The organism is Xanthobacter sp. AM11 (assembly GCF_047444035.1).
Lineage (GTDB): Bacteria > Pseudomonadota > Alphaproteobacteria > Rhizobiales > Xanthobacteraceae > Xanthobacter.
Map to the genome: position 1 here is coordinate 78,672 of NZ_JBLAOA010000001.1, position 15,274 is coordinate 93,945.

Genomic DNA, 15,274 nt, shown 5'->3' on the forward strand with positions numbered 1-15,274 from the left:
TCACCGCGCCGCGCCGGGCGCGACCGGCCGGGCGAACACCACGCCGGCGGCGCCGCTGGGCAGCCGCCCGCGGGAATAGCCGCGCCAGCCCTCCGCGAACAGGGCGTTCTGCCGGTCGGTGTCGAGCGGGTCCACAAGCAGGGTGTGATCGGGATCGCCGGTGGAGCCGTCGCGCACCATGAGGTAGCGGGCATAGCCGCCGAACAGGCGCTGGATGGCGCGGATGGCGAAGCCTTCCGCCAGCAGGCTGGACCAGCTGGGCGTGTTCACCGGCGCGGCGGTGGAATAAAGCAGCATGTCGGCGGGGGCGGCCGCCACCCGCGCGGCGATGAGCGCGCGCTGCAGCCCGCGGCCGCGATAGGCCGGAGCCACCCGCGCGCCGGCAAGCCGGCCCACCGGCGCGCCGGGGGCAAGGCCCAGCGAGGGGCGGGGATCATCCTTCACCGGGTGGTCGTGCTGGAGGATGCCGTAGGCGATCAGTTCCGGCCCGTCGAACACCCCCATGAAGAAGCCGCGCCCCTTGAAGATGCTCTCGAAATAGTCGTGGCTCTCCGGCTTCACCACGTTGGGGTCCACCACCGGGCCGACCGCCAGCTGGTTCAGCGCATCCACCGCGTCGAGGTCGTCCAGGTTCAGTGCGCGCAGCATCAGGGCCGGAGAAGCGGCAGGCAAGACACGCGTCATGTGATCACTTCCGCATAGTTCAGCATGGCGATGGGCGGATAGATTCCCAGCTCCTTCGCGACCTTGAGATTGATGATGAGGGTGAAGCGCTTCACCGTCTCGATGGGGATGTCCGCCGGCGGGCGCCGGTTCACCAGGATGGCGGTGGCCTTGGAGGCCGCGAGCTGGCCCACCGAATAGAAGCGGCTCACCAGCCCCACCAGCCCCTGCCCCTCGCGCATGAAGAATTCAGTGGCGCCGAACGTGGGCATGCCGCTGGCGAGCGCCACCGGGCCCACCCGGCCGAAGATGGAGGCGAGGAAGGTGTCGGCCGGCAGGTAGAGCCAGTCCGCGCCCTGGGAGCGCAGGTTGCGCACGAAGTCTTCCACCCCGTCCGCGGTGGGGCGGTTGCCGTCCATGTTGAGCGGCTGGGCCAGCACGGTGGCGCCGATGCCGGCGCAGAACGCCTTCATCTCCTCGATGATGGCGAGGGAGTTCTTCTCGTTGGGCGAATAGATCACCCCCACCTTGCGGAACGCCTTGTAGCTCTGCATGGCGCGCATCTGCACGTCGGTGGGCACCACGTGCACCGCCCCGGTGACATTGCGGCCGGACGAGGCCAGGGAGGGCGCGATCTTCACCTGCACCGGGGCGGCCACCAGGGCGAACACCACCGGGATGTCGCGCACGAAGCCGGCATCGGGCGGCGCGTCGTAGGGGCCGGCCACCGCCAGGGTGTTGGGCGTGCCGTTGGTGTAGATGAGGTCCGGCCGGAAGGTGGGCAGCACCTCCGCCAGGATGGGCTTCACCTTGGAGGCGTCGCGCTCCACGTCGCGGGTGAGGAATTCGGTCTTGATCTCGTTGGTGGCGAAATAGTCGCGGAAGCCGCGCTCCACGTCGGTGTCGCCGCGGAAGGTGAGCATCAGGATGCGGAACGGCCGGGCCTGTCCCGGCGTCACCACCGCCTGGGCGCGGGCGAGGCCCGGGGCAAGGCCGGCGGCGCCCGCGCCGAGGCCGAGGGCAAGGAGGGAGCGGCGATCCATCAGGCGGAGGTCCCTTCCGATGCGGCCGCGGACGAGGCGCGGCCCGGTTGCGTGACGGCGGCTCTGCCCCCGAGGAGGAGGAACGCCAGTGCCCCGGCAACCACCACGGTGCCCAGGAGCGCCGTTGCCGCCGAGAATCCGATCGCCCCGAGCAGGAAGCCGGCGCTGGCCGGCCCCGCCGCATTGCCGGAGCGCTCCACCAGCCGGAACAGGCCGAGCACACCGGCCGACCGCCCCGCGCCCATGGAGGAGGCGGTGTCGGCGACCAGCGCCGACTGGGAGGCGATGGACATGGCCTGCCCATACCCCAGCGCCACGAGCGCGACAACAATCAGCACGACGGAAGGCTGCAGCAGCACCGCCGTGGCCCCAAGCCCGGCGACGAGCCCGCCGGCCGCCACGAAGCCCGCGCGCATGTTCAGCCGGTCCGCCAGCGCCGCGAAGAACGGAACCGCCATCACCATGATGATGGGATAGATCATCTGGAAGCGGCCGATGGCGGCGGACGAATAGCCCTGGCTCTGGAGCTCCAGCGGCACCAGCAGGAAGCACAGGGCGGCGAACAGGAACTTGGCGGGGAAGGCGCAGCCCAGCAGCAGCGCCATGAGGCCCGGCGCCCGCGCCGCCTGCTTCAGGTCGGACCAGCCCACGCCGGCCGCGGCGCGCGCCTTGTGCAGCGCCGCCGGCAGGGTGAGCCACGCCACCGCCAGCGCCACCACGGCGAGGCCGCAGGAGGTGGAGAAGGCCGCCCAGGCCCCGAGCCGGTCGGCGATGACGCCGCCGATGGGCGGCCCGCACAGGCTCGCCACCATGATGGCGCGCACGAACACCGCGAGGGCGGCGGCGCGCGAGGCGCCGGCCGAATGGTCCACCACATGGCCCTGCGCCGAGACGAAGACGAGGGCATAGCCGGCCGCGGTGGCGATGCGGGCCGCAAGGAAGATGGCGTAGGAGGGGCTGACCGCCGACAGGGCATAGCCCGCCGCGGCGATGGCCGCCCCTGCGGCGAAGCCGTTGCGCCGGCCGAGCCGCTCCGACAGGCCCGCGAACGGCACCTGGCACAGGGCCACCACCGCCATGAAGGCGACGATGGGCAGGCTGGCCGCAAGGTCGATGCCGATGGCGCCGTCCGCCGGGGCGAGGGACTGGGCGAAGCGCGGCAGGAACGGCCGGGTCAGTTCCTCCGCCAGCATGAACAGGAACAGCGCCGGCCGCACCGCGATGGCCGCCTGGCCTTCCGCGGCATGGACGCGGCCGATGCCGGTGCGCTCCTCCACCGCCTGAAGTTGCGCCAGCGCCGCCGCATCGCCGCGGCGCTCGGCCTCCCGGCGGGCGGCCGCGTGGCGGCTCTCCAGCTCTTCCACCTGCCGGTCGAAGGGCGCGACGAGGGCACCGGCGCTGGTGCCGCCCCCCGTCTCGTGGCGCGACAGCCGCCCCTGGGAGAGCGCCCGGATGCGCTGTTCCACCGCCGCCAGGCCGGCGATGCCGCGCGAGCCCACCACCAGAGCCACCAGCTCCAGCGCCACCAGCAGCGAGACGATGCCGATGAAGGCGACATCCACCAGCACCGCGCCCACCTGGGAGGACACGGCCGTGGGGTCCACCACGATGAGGATCTCGCCCACCTGGCGGCCGTCGCGGTCCCTCACCGGCGTGCGCACCTGCGGCGCCGCGTCGAAGGCGGAGGCATCGCCGGCGCGGGCCATTTCCACCGCGCCCGGGTCGAGCAGGCTGATCTGCGCGAATTCCACATTGGCCCGGCGCAGCGTCTCGAAATAGTCGGCGACCCCTACCAGCCGTTCGAAGGGAATGCCCACCGACCCGGCCCGCTCCACCAGATCGGCGGCGGAGCGGCCGACCGACGTGGCCTTGGCGAGGATTTCCGGGGCGATGGTGCGCTGCGCCGCACGCTCCGAGCCCCAGCCGATGACCGCGAGGGCCGCGCACAGAATGACGACGATGGCGATGGAAATACCGCCGCGCAGCCCGATCATGCGTGTCCCCGTTCGCTCTCCGGCCCGCCCGCCGCGAGGCGGGCCGCGCCCCGGTGCGCCGCCGTGGCGGAAACAAGAGCCGCCTTCGCCGCCGGCGGCCAGGAGTCCGGCTGCGCCGCGCGCCGCACCGCCCGGCGCAGGCCGGCGGCCAGCAGCAGCCCCACCAGCACCGTGGCCACGCCGGCGGCGACGAGGGTGGGCAGGGCGATCCGCGTCAGGTCCGCACCGAGCACCTGCGCCCCCGCCGCGAGGATCTGCGGGTCGTAACGCACGACCACCTGGCCGATGGTGGCGCCGAGATCGTTGCGGATGGGACGCGACAGGCCGCGCCGCAAGGCGCCCTCGCTGGTGCCGGCCCGGCCCGGGCTGGAGGAGAACAGCACGCTGCCGCGCTCGTCCACGAGGTCGATGCTGGTAATGGCCGGCTCGCTGCGCGCCTCGCGCTCCAGCATGGTCACCAGCGTGGCCTGGGCCGGCAGCCGGATGCCGAGGGAATCCGCCATCTCGGCCACCTCGGCGACCCGCGTCGCGGCGATGCCGAATCGCGCCTCGATGATGCTGCGATGCGCATTGAGCAGCGTGACGTAAGAGAAGTAGGCGCCGAAGGCGACACAAGCCGCCGCGATCAGTGCGAACACCGCAATGAGCCCGAGGGTCGTCCGCGTCATGCCTGATTGGTTCCCGTGCGAAGGGTTGCGCCACGCCGACGGCCCTTAATGCCATGAAAAGCCGACTGAGTTTGAAGGTTTTTTTTGGCCGCACGGTTTTTTTGTCTGGTTTGGTGCGGAGCGCGCGGTTAACGTCCCGCCGGTCGTTCCCGTGAAGCTCTGCGCATGACTTTCGTAAGCCGGCTCATCCTGGTGGTCGCCGCCTCCGTTATCGCTGCCGTGATCGCCATTGCCGTCGTCGCGTTCGGCGCCAGCGACCGGGTGGGCGCGGAGATCGAGCGGGCGCGCGTCGCCAACCTGCTCGGCACGCTGAAGGCGTCCACCGAAGCCAACCTTTCCATCGGCCTGCTGCTGGACCAGATTTCCCTGCTCCAGCCGCGAATCGAGCGCGAGAAGGCGAACGACCCCTCCATCCTCGCCATCGACATCTTCAATTCCGCCGGGCGGGCCATCCACTCCACCGACCGCAGCCTGATCGGCGAGGAGGTCAACACGGACTGGGTGCGCCGCCTCATCAATGACGACGTGTGGAACTCGGTGGAACGGGGCGACACCGTGTTCGGCACACGGTTCGAGAACGATCTGGGCGTGGCCGGCGGCATCTCGGTCACCGTCTCCGACGAGGCCCGCACCGCCCGGGCCGAGCGGCTCGGCCTCGACCTCGCCGCGCGTACCGCGGTGCTGGCGCTGGCCGCGGCGCTGGCCGCGGCGGTGGCGGCGGCCGTGTTCGCGCAGGTGTTCACCCGGCCGTTCGACCGCGTGGCCCGCATCCTGCGCAGCGACGGGGTGACGTCGGGCGACGATGCCGGCCTGTGCCAGCTGGCCGACGCCACCGTGCAGAGCTGGCGCCACGCCGAAGCGCAGGTGGACCGCGGCCTCGGCCAGATCGGAGCGCTCGACGATGCGGCATGAGCTTCCCGAAGCCGGACGCGGGCGCATGCTCACCGGCCTGTTCGCCCTCCTTCTCACCCTGCTGCTGGGCGGCGCCGCCGCCGCGCTGCTGGTGAACGGCTACCAGGCCCGGGTGGAGGAGAGCGCCCGCCGCGATGCCCTCGTCATCGGCACCTCGGTCGCGCGCACCCTGGCCCAGCAGTTCGAGAAGGCGGCGCGCTTCGGCATCCCGCTGAAGCTGCTGCCGGGGGTGGAAGCCCACCTTTCGGAAACCCTCGCCCGCACCCCCGGCCTCACCCAGATCGTGCTGCGCGGAGCCGACGGCCGCGAGATCCGCAGCGCCATCGGCGAGCAGCCCGGCACCGATTCGGTGAGCGCGCCGGTGATGGTGGACGCCAACACGGTGGCCTCGGTGGAAGTCACCACCAACCCCGCCGCCCTCGCCACCTCCTTCGCCGACATCGGCGTGAAGGCCGCGGTCATCGTCGTCATCTGCGCGGCGCTCGCGGCGCTGGCCGCCGGCCTGTTCGTGGGCACCCCCCTGGAGCACGCCCGCGAGCGGCTGGCGGGGGAGATGACGAAGGCGGTGCGCGGCGACTTCGGCGACGCCGGCGCCCTCCATCGCAGCCCGCGGGGCATGAGCCAGCATGGCGCGGTGGGCCGCGCCTTCCGCGAGCTGCACCACGGCAACCGCCGCGTGGCCGAGCGGCGCGCCGTGTTCGAAGCCTATGCCGAGGAATTGCTGGCGGTTGATTTCGACGGCGGGCTGCGGCCCGACGTGGAGCGGGTGCGGCGCGAGGTGCTGGCGCCCCATACGCCGGCAGACAAGGGACGAGGGCTCTGATGCTGCTGCGCACCCGCATCACGCTCATCGTCGCCACCGGCTTCGCCATCCTGATGCTCGGCATCTGGGGCGCCACCGTGCTGCGCGACCGGGTGGCCGAAGCCCGCGAGGGCGCCCTGGCCATCGACGGGCAGACCGTGCTCTGGCGCGAGATCGTCGCCTTCCAGACCGCCAACCTCGCCCGCATCCTGGAGCGGGTGGACGGCTCGGCCAGCTTCCGCATCGCCCTCGGCTTCTCCGATCGCCCCGGCGTCGCCGCCGCGCTGCAGGAAGTGGGGGTGAACACCACCGACGACGCCACCTATTTCGAGGTGGTGGGCGCCGACCGCGAGACCGTGTTCTCGGTCGGTCCCGCCACCAACCGCAACATCCTCGACGCCGGCAGCCTCGACCGGGCCCTGAAGGGGGAGATCCTCTCCGGCCTCAGGCAGGTGAGCGCCACCCAGGTCATCGTCCTCACCACCCGCACCGTGGACCTGCCGGGGCGCGGCCAGGTGGTGCTGGTGCTGGGGCGCGACGCCGCCCTCGGCATGGAGCGCTTCGCCCGCGGGCTGTCCGCCACCACCACCCTGGTGACCCTGCGCGGGCGGGTGGTGGCCAGCACCGACTTCCGCCTATGGGAGCGGGCGAAGCTCGCCATCACCCCGCGCCGGCCGAAGGCCGAGCGCATAGTTCTGGACGGGCGCAACTACAACATCACCAGCATTCCGGTGGCCGACATCAGCGGCAGCGCCATCGGCGCCCTGGTGACCTTCGCGGACACCACCGAGACCGTGCAGGCCACCGCCGTCATCCGCCAGTCCGCCGCCGCCGCCGCCATCACCCTGGTGCTGTTCGGCGTCATCGGGCTCAACATGTTCCTGTGGTACAGCTTCCGCCCGCTGGAATCGGCCATCGACGTGCTGCAGGCCCTCTCCCGCGGCGACACCTCCGTGACGGTGGAGCACGCGGGCAACGACGAGATCGGCCGCATCGCCACCGCCGTCGTGGCCCTGCGCGGCAACGTGCAGGCCCTCGCCGAAAGCCGCCGCCAGCGCGAGCGCGTGCGCCGGCGCCAGGAGGTGCTCATCTCCGCCGAGCTGCAGGCGCTGGCCGACGCCATCGACCCCACCGACCGCGAGGAGGTGCTGGCGCTTTTGGCCCGCAGCGGCGAGGGCGCCGAGCAGGACGACGACCTCAAGCGCGTGGCCCGCGTGCTGCACGACCTCTCGCGCCGCATCGTGGAGCAGCACACGCGCCTGTCATCCATGGTGGTGGAGCTGCGCGAGGCCCTCATCACCAAGACCAAGCTCGCCGGCCTGCAGCAGGAGCTGGAGATCGCCCGCCAGGTGCAGCTCGCCATCCTGCCCAAGGAATTCCCGCCGGACGCCCGCGTCGCCGTGCACGGCCAGATGACGCCGGCGCGCGAGGTGGGCGGCGACTTCTACGACTACTTCATGGTGGACGACACCACCCTCGGCTTCGTGGTGGCGGACGTTTCGGGCAAGGGCGTGCCGGCGGCCCTGTTCATGGCCATCTCGCGCACGCTGCTGCGCTCCACCGCCTTGTTCGAGCGCTCCCCGGCCGGCTGCATCCGCCGCCTCAACGACCTGCTGGCGGTGGAGAACGAGCAGATGCTGTTCGTCACCGTGCTCTACGGCGTTATCGACCTGTCCTCCGGGCGCGTCACTTATGTGAATGCCGGCCACAACCTGCCCTACCGCATCTCCCGCAGCGGCGAGGTCACCACCGTGCCCAGCACCGGGGGCATGGCGGTGGCGGTGCTGGAAGGCTTCGTCTACCAGGAGCACGAACTCTATCTCGCCCCCGGCGACACCCTCTTTCTCTATACGGACGGCGTCAACGAGGCCTTCGACGTGGACGAGCAGCCCTACGGGGAAGAGCGCCTGGAAGCGCTGCTGCGCTCGGGCGCGGAGGAATGGTCGGTGCCGGAGCTGTCCGAGCGGGTGCTCGCCTCGGTGCACGTCTTCGAGCGGGGCGCGCCGCAGGCCGACGACATCACCTGCCTGACCCTGCGCTATTTCGGCGGCCACGGCCCCCGCCGCACCCGCTAGCGGGCGATTCACCGATCAAATGGACTCGATTTGATCGGTGAATCGCCCTCTCACTTAAGGATAGAGCACGCGTTGTCCGCTCATAGGGTGCCGCGGCCCGGCTCCCTATGAGCGGTAAATCTCTCTAATCCATTGAATAAAAATGGACCCTCGGAGCCGGAGGATGGTTCGGCCGGACCCGGCCCGCTCAGCCCCGCCGGCCCGGGGGTCCATCAGATCCGGGCAGGAGCCCGGAGCATCGCCCGCGGGGAAGACGGCCATGGTTTCCACCGAGTTCGCGCACACCGGCTGGCCCCGCCAGGAAGCCTCCACCCTGGGGGCGGTGGGCGTGGCGCATTTCTGCAGCCACCTGCTGCAGCTCGCGCTGGCCCCGCTGTTCCTCTTCATGCGCGAGGACCTCAACGTCAGCTTCTTCGCCCTCGGCCTGGTGCTCTCCACCTTTTATCTGTGCTCGGGGGTGGGGCAGGTGATTTCGGGCATCCTGGTGGACCGCTTCGGCGCGCATCGCCTGCTGTTGTGCGGCCTGCTGCTGCAGGGCGCCGCCACCGCGGCCATGGGGCTGGCGCCCCATTATGCGCTGCTGCTTCCCCTTGCCGCCCTCGCCGGGCTGGGGAATTCGGTCTACCACCCGGCGGACCTGTCCATCCTCAGCCACCGCATCGCGCCGGCGCGGCTCGGCCGCGCGTTCGCCGCCCATGTGATCGCCGGCAGCATGGGCTTTGCCCTTTCGCCCATCGTCTCCGGCGCCATCGGCCTCGCCTATGGCTGGCGCGCCGCCCTGCTGGCCATGGGCCTCGCCGTGGTGGCCATCGGCTTCGGCCTGGTCGCATGGCGCGGGGCGCTGAAGGTCGCGCCCGCCGCGCCCCATGGCGGCCCCGCGGCGCCGGCGCCGGGCTTCCTCGCGGTGCTGGCCATGCCGGTGGTGCTCATGGCCTTCCTGTATTTCGTGCTCACCTCCATCTCCCTGTCCGGCATCCAGAGCTTCGCCATCGTGGCCCTGCAGGAGGGCTTTGCCGCTTCCGTGGCGCTGGCGACGCTGGCCGTGGCCCTGTACCAGGTGGGAAATTCGGCCGGCGTGGCCCTGGGCGGCTACGTGGCCGACCGCACCGCCCGCCACCATCTGGTGGCCATGGGCGGGCTGGCCGTGGCCTGCGCCCTCGGCCTTCTGGCCGCCATGCTGGTGGTGCCGCCGCAGGTGACGGTCGCCTTGGTGGCGCTGACCGGCGCATCCATGGGCATCACCACCCCCTCGCGCGACCTGCTGGTGCGCGCCGCCGCGCCGGCGGGCGCCACCGGCAAGGTGTTCGGCGTGGTCTATTCGGGCTACGATATTGGCTCGCTCCTGGGCCCGCTGCTGTTCGGCCTGCTGCTGGACCACCACCTGCCGCGGCTGGTGTTCGTGGGCGCGGCGGTGCCGCTGGGCCTTGCTGTGGCCACCGCCTTCGCCGTGCGCCGCCGCCCGGCGGGGTGACGGCCGGAGCCCGCGCCCGGGGCCTTTGGAGCAGATAGCGCCGTCCCCTCAGCTCAGCAGCACCTTGCCGGGATTGACCAGGCCGGCGGGGTCAATGGCCGCCTTCACCGCCGCCATCAGCTCCAGGGCCACCTTGTCCTTGTAGCGCGCCAGCTCCTCCTTCTTCAGGAGGCCGATGCCGTGCTCGGCGGAGATGGAGCCGCCAAGGCCGGCCACGAGGTCGTGGACCAAGCGGTTGAACGCCGCCCAGCAGCCTAGGAAGGCCTGCTTGTCCATGCCCACGGGCTGGCTGAGGTTGAAATGGATGTTGCCGTCGCCCATGTGGCCGAAGGCGCACACCCGCACCCCTGGCATGTGCGCTTCGCACAGGCGGGAGGCCTGCGCGATGAAGTCGGGCACGCGGGACACCGGCACCGACACGTCGTGCTTGATGGACCCGCCCTCGAACTTCTGGGCGTCGGAAAGGCTCTCACGCAGCTTCCACAGGGCCTCGGCCTGAGCCGCGCTGGCGGCGATCACCGCATCCTCGATCTCGCCGGCCTCGAACGCCTCGGCGAACACCTCCAGCGCCAGCGCCGAGAGGTCGTCGTCGCGGCGGGTGGAGGTGAGTTCGGCGAGGGCATACCAGGCATGGTCGCCGGACAGGGCGCGGGTGGTGCCGGGCATGTGCTTCAGCACCGTTTCCATGCCGAAGCGGGGCAGGATCTCGAAGCCGGTCAGGGCATCGCCCGCCACGTCGCGCAGCCGGCGGAACAGGGCCAGCGCCGCCTGCGGCCCGGGCAGGCCGGTGAGCGCGGTGGCGCTTGCGCGGGGCGCCGGATAGAGCCGCAGCACCGCCGCGGTGATGATGCCGAGCGTGCCTTCCGCGCCGATGAAGAGGTTCTTCAGGTCGTAGCCGGTATTGTCCTTCCTCAGGCGCGAGAGGCCGTTCCAGATGCGCCCGTCGGGCAGCACCACCTCCAGGCCGAAGGTCAGCTCGCGCATGTTGCCATAGCGCAGAACCGCCGTGCCCCCGGCATTGGTGGAGAGGTTGCCGCCGATCTGGCAGGTGCCCTGCGAGCCGATGGACAAAGGAAACAGGCAGCCCGCCGCCGCCGCCGCCTGCTGCACCTGGTGCAGGGTGCAGCCCGCCTCGGCGACCACGGTGAGGTCGGTGGGGTCGAGATCGCGGATCGCATTCATCCGCCGCAGCGAGAGCAGCAGGCCGCCGAACGGCACCTGCCCGCCCACGAGGCCGGTATTGCCGCCCTGCGGCACCACGGGCACGCCGGCGGCGGCACAGGCGGCGACGACATGGGCCACCTGCGCGGTGTCGGCCGGCTCCACCATGGCCGGGGTGGCGCCATGGAACAGGCCCCGGCCTTCGACAAGGCGCGGCGCGAGGTCGGCGGCATCCGTGATCACATGGCGGGCGCCGATGCGCGCGGCGATATCCTCCAGCAGCCCGGCAAGGCGGGTGGCATCGAGGAGGAGAGGCTGGGGCGAGGTGCTCGACATGGCGCCAAGGTGCCCCAACCCCAGCCCCGGCCGCAAGCACCGCACCGCCTCCCCCGCAGGAGGGCGCGCTGCCCGCGGCCGGACAGGAGGCTCAGGCGGCCGCCTTGAGCCCCACGTCGGGCAGGTCGGGACGGGACTTGAGCGACACCGCCATCACCTCGCGCACCTCGGCCGCCTCGCGCTCGGGCAGCGGCAGGCGCGGCGGCCGGGTGAGGGACGAGCCGCGGCCCATGATCTCCTCGCACAGCTTGATGCACTGCACGAGATCGGGCCGGGCATCGAGGTGCAGCAGCGGCATGAACCACTCGTAGAGCGTCATCGCCTCGGCGTAGCGGCCGGCGCGGGCGAGGCGGAACAGGGTCTCCCCCTCCCGCGGGAAGGCATTGGACATGCCCGACACCCAGCCCTGCGCGCCCACCGCGATGCTCTCCAGCACCACGTCGTCGAGCCCCGCGAACATGACGAAGCGGTCGCCCACCTTGTTGCGCAGGTCGATGAACCGGCGCGTGTCGCCCGAGCTTTCCTTGAAGCAGACGATGGTCTCGCAATCGGTGAGGGTGGCGATGACGTCGGGCGTCACGTCGTTCTTGTAGATGGGCGGGTTGTTGTAGACCATCACCGGCAGGTCGGTGGCCTTGGACACCGCGCGGAAATGCGCCGCCGTCTCGTGGGGCTTGGAGGAATAGACCAGCGCCGGCATCAGCATCACGCCGTCCACGCCCACCCGGGCCGCTTCCTTTGCCGTATTGATGGCGAACTGGGTGGTGAATTCGGCGATGCCGCAGATGACGGGCACCTTGCCGGCGGCGGCCGACTTGCCGGCCTCCATCACCTGCACCTTCTCGGCGGTGGTCAGCGAGGTGTTCTCGCCCACCGTGCCGCACACGATGAGGCCGGACACGCCGTCGCGGACAAGCCCCTCCATCACCTTGGCGGTGGCCTCCACATCGAGGGAGTAATCGTCGCGGAACTGCGTCGTCACGGCCGGGAAGACGCCTTCCCACGTAATTGCCGGCTTCATCTCTCACATCCTTTCCAGGTGGAGCGGACGGGACCTGCGGCCCCGCCCGCGCGTCGGGTCGGTCGGGGTTCAGGTCACAGGGTGGCGCCCACCTTGCGCAGCTCGGCAAGGATGGGGGCCTTGGGCAGCCAGATCTTGTCGTATTCGGCGATGATCTTCTCGCGGTCGGCCACCTCGGCCACCTTGATCGGAATGGCGGCCTTGAATTTTTCCAGCAGCACCGGCTCGTTCACCACCGTCTCCTGCACCTGGGCATCGAGGGCGATGCGGGTGAAGCGGGTGACGAGGGCCTTGTCGCCGGGCGAGAGGGTCTGCCACACCCGGCCGGAGACCAGGGCGACGACCGGCATGAAGATGGCGTCCATCTTCAGCATGGTCTTCGACACCTTGTCGAAGCGCTGGTTCCAGGAGAAGTCGAGGTCCGCCTCCAGCCCGTCCACCTGGCCGTTGGACATGGCGTCGAACACCTGCGGGGTGGGAATGGGGGTGGGGGCGGCGCCGAGCAGCTGGTAGAAGTCGCGGTAGGCCGGCGTGGTGTTGATGCGCAGCTTCATGCCGTTGAGATCCTTGATGCCCGAGATGGGCTTCGCGGAGAACACGACGCGCATGGTGGTGATGCCCCAGCCGAGGCCCACGGTGCCGGTTTCCTTCGGCAGCACCTCCAGCAGGCTGGTGGCGGGAGCGGTGCCCACCAGCTTGCCGGCCTTGGCGGTGGAATCCACCACCCACGGCGCGTTGATGGCGGCGATGGCGGGAACGCGCGAGCCCAGCTCGGCGGTCATGATCCACCCCATGTCCAGCGCGCCGGTCTGCATCTGCTGCAGCATGGCCGCCTCGTTGCCCAGCTGGCCCGAGGGGAAGACGGCGATGGAGAGGCGGCCCTTGGTCTCCTCCTTCAGCATGGCGCCCACCTTCTCGGCCGCCACGTTCCAGGGATGGCCCACGGGGGTGATGATGCCGAGGCGGAATTCCTTCGCCTCCTGCGCGCGCACCACCGCGGGCGCGGCGAGGGGAAGGGCGGCGCCGGCCGCGGCGCTGAGCAGGAAATGACGACGATTGAGGGACATGTCAGGGCTCCGGAAGGTTGGCTTTGGTTATCTGACGAGGATGGTGGAGAGCTGCGGCACCAGCGACAGCAGCACCAGCAGGGCGCAGGCGGCGACGAAGAAGGGCAGCGTGACCACGAACATGCGCCCCACCTTCGCCCCGGTGACCGCGGAGGCCACGAAGAAGCACAGGCCCACCGGCGGGGAGAGGAAGCCGAGCACCAGGTTGATCACCACCACGACGCCGAAATGGATGGGGTCGATGTGGTAGACGAGGGTCGCCACCGGCAGCAGGATGGGCACCGTCATGATCAGCCCCGGGGCGCCGTCGATCACGGTGCCGATGACGAGCAGGATGACGTTCACCAGCAGCATGAAGGTCACGGGGTCGGCAGCCACCGTCTGCACCCATGCGGCCACCGCCTGCGGCACCTTCCCGTAGACCAGCACCCACGAGAACACCGCCGCCACCGCCACCAGGAACAGGATGACGGAGGAATAGAGCCCGGCCTTCAGCAGCATCTGCGGCAGTTGCGAGAAGCGCAGCTCCCGGGTCCAGTAGCGGCCGATGAAGAGGGCGGCGAGGGCGCCCACCGCCGCCGCCTCGGTGGCATTGGCAAGCCCGGTGAGGATGGAGCCGACGATCACCACCGGGATCAGCAGGGTGGGGATGGCGCCGATGAAGGTATTGGCGCGCTGGCGCCAGCTCATGGCCTCCCCGCGGGGGTAATCGTAGAAGAAGCCCATGAGATAGACGCAAAGGCAGAACAGCCCCGTCAGCAGCACGCCGGGAATGATGCCGGCGATCAGCATGTCGCTCACCGACACCTGCACCAGCACCGAATAGACCACGAACATGATGGACGGCGGGATGATGGGCCCGAGCATGCCCGCATAGGCCGTGAGGCCGGCCGCGAAGGTCTTGTCGTAGCCCTTCTTCTCCATCTCCGGCACCAGGATCTGCGCCATGATGGCCACCTGCGCCGTGGCCGAGCCGAGGATGGACGACACCAGCATGTTGGCGATGAGGTTCACATAGGCGAGCCCGCCCTTCATGCGCCCCACCACCGCCATGGCCATGTCGATGAGCCGGCGGGTGATGCCGCCGCCGTTCATGATCTCGCCGATGAGCACGAACAGCGGGATGGCGATGAGGCCATAGCTGTCCACCCCGCCGAACAGCTGGGTCGGAAAGGTCTGCAGCAACAGGGGATTGCCGCTGGCGAGGATGAAGGCGACGCTGGACAGAGCGATGCACAGGCTGATGGGCACGCCCACCAGCATGGTGATGAGGAAGGCGGCCGTGGTGATCATCAGCTCGCCGCCTCCGCATGGGCCATGGGGAAGCCGCGGTGCACCACGCGCGGGGCCAGCTCCAGGTCCTCCACCAGATTGGCAAGGCCGTGGAGGGTGAGGGAGACCGCGAACAGCGGCATGATGAGGCTCACCGCCCAGGTGGGCCAGTTCAGGGTCTGGGTGTATTCGGTGTAGAGGAAGTTGAAGCTCTGCCCGGCGAATTCCCTGGCATCGAAGCCGGCGGCGGCGATGCCCACCGGGTCCATCCAGATCCAGCACATGTAGGCGAGGGCGAGGCCGAACAGCACCGTGAGCAGGGTGGCGATGGCCCGCGCCACCTTCACCCCGGCGGGGGGCAGGCGCTCGGTGAGAAGGCCCACGCAGAAGTCCAGCCGCAGGCGCGTCATGGCCGAGGCGCCGATGAAGGCGAGCCACACCACCGCATAGATGGCCGATTCGTCGATCCAGTAGAGAGGCACGCCCGCATAGCGGGTGCCCACATTGAGCAGGATCAGGCCGGTGATGAGGCCCATGAGGCCCACCACCGCCGCCCGCTCGACAATGAGCAGCCAGGACGAGAGGACGAGGAGAAAGCCGTAAGGGCCTCCGTCCGCCGCGCGTATCATGTTCGCGTCGTTCATGTTTTTGCTCTGGAAGGCGGACCCTTGTGGGTCTCGAATTCGTGCTTTCCATCTCATCGTAGATTTTATACATTCTACGCGTCAATACCCGCTTGGCGATTTTTCCTGTAGCCCGTCAGATTGCGAAACCCCGTGCCATGAAACT

Annotated in this window: 13 protein-coding genes; 4 read left to right on the plus strand and 9 right to left on the minus strand. The window is 70.3% G+C overall.

Annotated features, from left to right (window positions below; genetic code table 11):
• Genes ACI7BZ_RS00385 through ACI7BZ_RS00400 form a run of 4 tightly spaced genes read right to left on the minus strand, consistent with a single transcriptional unit; the run spans position 1 to position 4,368 of the window.
• Positions 1–684 (minus strand): GNAT family N-acetyltransferase, encoded by a 684-nt coding sequence (locus ACI7BZ_RS00385; RefSeq protein WP_414115238.1) that lies wholly within the window; start codon positions 682–684, stop codon positions 1–3.
• The gene (locus ACI7BZ_RS00390) at positions 681–1,706 is read right to left on the minus strand and encodes an ABC transporter substrate-binding protein (RefSeq protein ID WP_414115239.1); all 1,026 of its coding nucleotides are present in this window, start codon (positions 1,704–1,706) and stop codon (positions 681–683) included. The genes ACI7BZ_RS00385 and ACI7BZ_RS00390 overlap by 4 nt, the downstream gene beginning before the upstream one ends.
• Complete coding sequence (locus ACI7BZ_RS00395) at positions 1,706–3,700, minus strand: MFS transporter (RefSeq protein ID WP_414115240.1); 1,995 nt, start codon at positions 3,698–3,700, stop codon at positions 1,706–1,708. The genes ACI7BZ_RS00390 and ACI7BZ_RS00395 overlap by 1 nt, the downstream gene beginning before the upstream one ends.
• A complete protein-coding gene (locus tag ACI7BZ_RS00400; protein ID WP_414115241.1) occupies positions 3,697–4,368 on the minus strand; it encodes a hypothetical protein in 672 nt (223 codons plus the stop codon). Before ACI7BZ_RS00400 ends, ACI7BZ_RS00395 begins: the two co-directional genes overlap by 4 nt.
• 165 nt (positions 4,369–4,533) lie before the next feature.
• Here ACI7BZ_RS00400 and ACI7BZ_RS00405 point away from each other — a divergent pair, with 165 nt between their 5' ends.
• The 4 genes from ACI7BZ_RS00405 (at position 4,534) to ACI7BZ_RS00420 (ending at position 9,628) form a co-directional block, all read left to right on the plus strand.
• A complete protein-coding gene (locus tag ACI7BZ_RS00405) occupies positions 4,534–5,280 on the plus strand; it encodes a hypothetical protein (protein ID WP_414115242.1) in 747 nt (248 codons plus the stop codon).
• Positions 5,270–6,103 carry a hypothetical protein gene (locus ACI7BZ_RS00410; RefSeq protein ID WP_414115243.1) on the plus strand — a complete coding sequence of 278 codons (834 nt, stop codon included), beginning with the start codon at positions 5,270–5,272 and terminating at the stop codon, positions 6,101–6,103. Before ACI7BZ_RS00405 ends, ACI7BZ_RS00410 begins: the two co-directional genes overlap by 11 nt.
• Positions 6,103–8,157, plus strand: a complete 2,055-nt coding sequence (locus tag ACI7BZ_RS00415; protein WP_414115244.1) for a SpoIIE family protein phosphatase — start codon at positions 6,103–6,105, stop codon at positions 8,155–8,157. The genes ACI7BZ_RS00410 and ACI7BZ_RS00415 overlap by 1 nt, the downstream gene beginning before the upstream one ends.
• Positions 8,158–8,416: 259 nt before the next feature.
• Positions 8,417–9,628, plus strand: a complete 1,212-nt coding sequence (locus ACI7BZ_RS00420; RefSeq protein ID WP_414115245.1) for an MFS transporter — start codon at positions 8,417–8,419, stop codon at positions 9,626–9,628.
• 48 nt (positions 9,629–9,676) lie between these two features.
• Here the strand turns inward: ACI7BZ_RS00420 and ACI7BZ_RS00425 are convergent, their stop codons facing one another.
• The 5 genes from ACI7BZ_RS00425 to ACI7BZ_RS00445 form a co-directional block, all read right to left on the minus strand.
• The gene (locus ACI7BZ_RS00425; RefSeq protein ID WP_414115246.1) at positions 9,677–11,125 is read right to left on the minus strand and encodes an FAD-binding oxidoreductase; all 1,449 of its coding nucleotides are present in this window, start codon (positions 11,123–11,125) and stop codon (positions 9,677–9,679) included.
• Positions 11,126–11,216: 91 nt separating this feature from the next.
• Complete coding sequence (locus tag ACI7BZ_RS00430; RefSeq protein ID WP_414115247.1) at positions 11,217–12,146, minus strand: dihydrodipicolinate synthase family protein; 930 nt, start codon at positions 12,144–12,146, stop codon at positions 11,217–11,219.
• 74 nt (positions 12,147–12,220) lie between these two features.
• Positions 12,221–13,213 (minus strand): TRAP transporter substrate-binding protein, encoded by a 993-nt coding sequence (locus tag ACI7BZ_RS00435; RefSeq protein WP_414115248.1) that lies wholly within the window; start codon positions 13,211–13,213, stop codon positions 12,221–12,223.
• A 27-nt stretch (positions 13,214–13,240) separates the two neighbouring features.
• Positions 13,241–14,506 (minus strand): TRAP transporter large permease, encoded by a 1,266-nt coding sequence (locus ACI7BZ_RS00440; protein WP_414115249.1) that lies wholly within the window; start codon positions 14,504–14,506, stop codon positions 13,241–13,243.
• The gene (locus tag ACI7BZ_RS00445; protein ID WP_414119053.1) at positions 14,506–15,114 is read right to left on the minus strand and encodes a TRAP transporter small permease; all 609 of its coding nucleotides are present in this window, start codon (positions 15,112–15,114) and stop codon (positions 14,506–14,508) included. Before ACI7BZ_RS00445 ends, ACI7BZ_RS00440 begins: the two co-directional genes overlap by 1 nt.
• Positions 15,115–15,274: the final 160 nt, after the last annotated feature.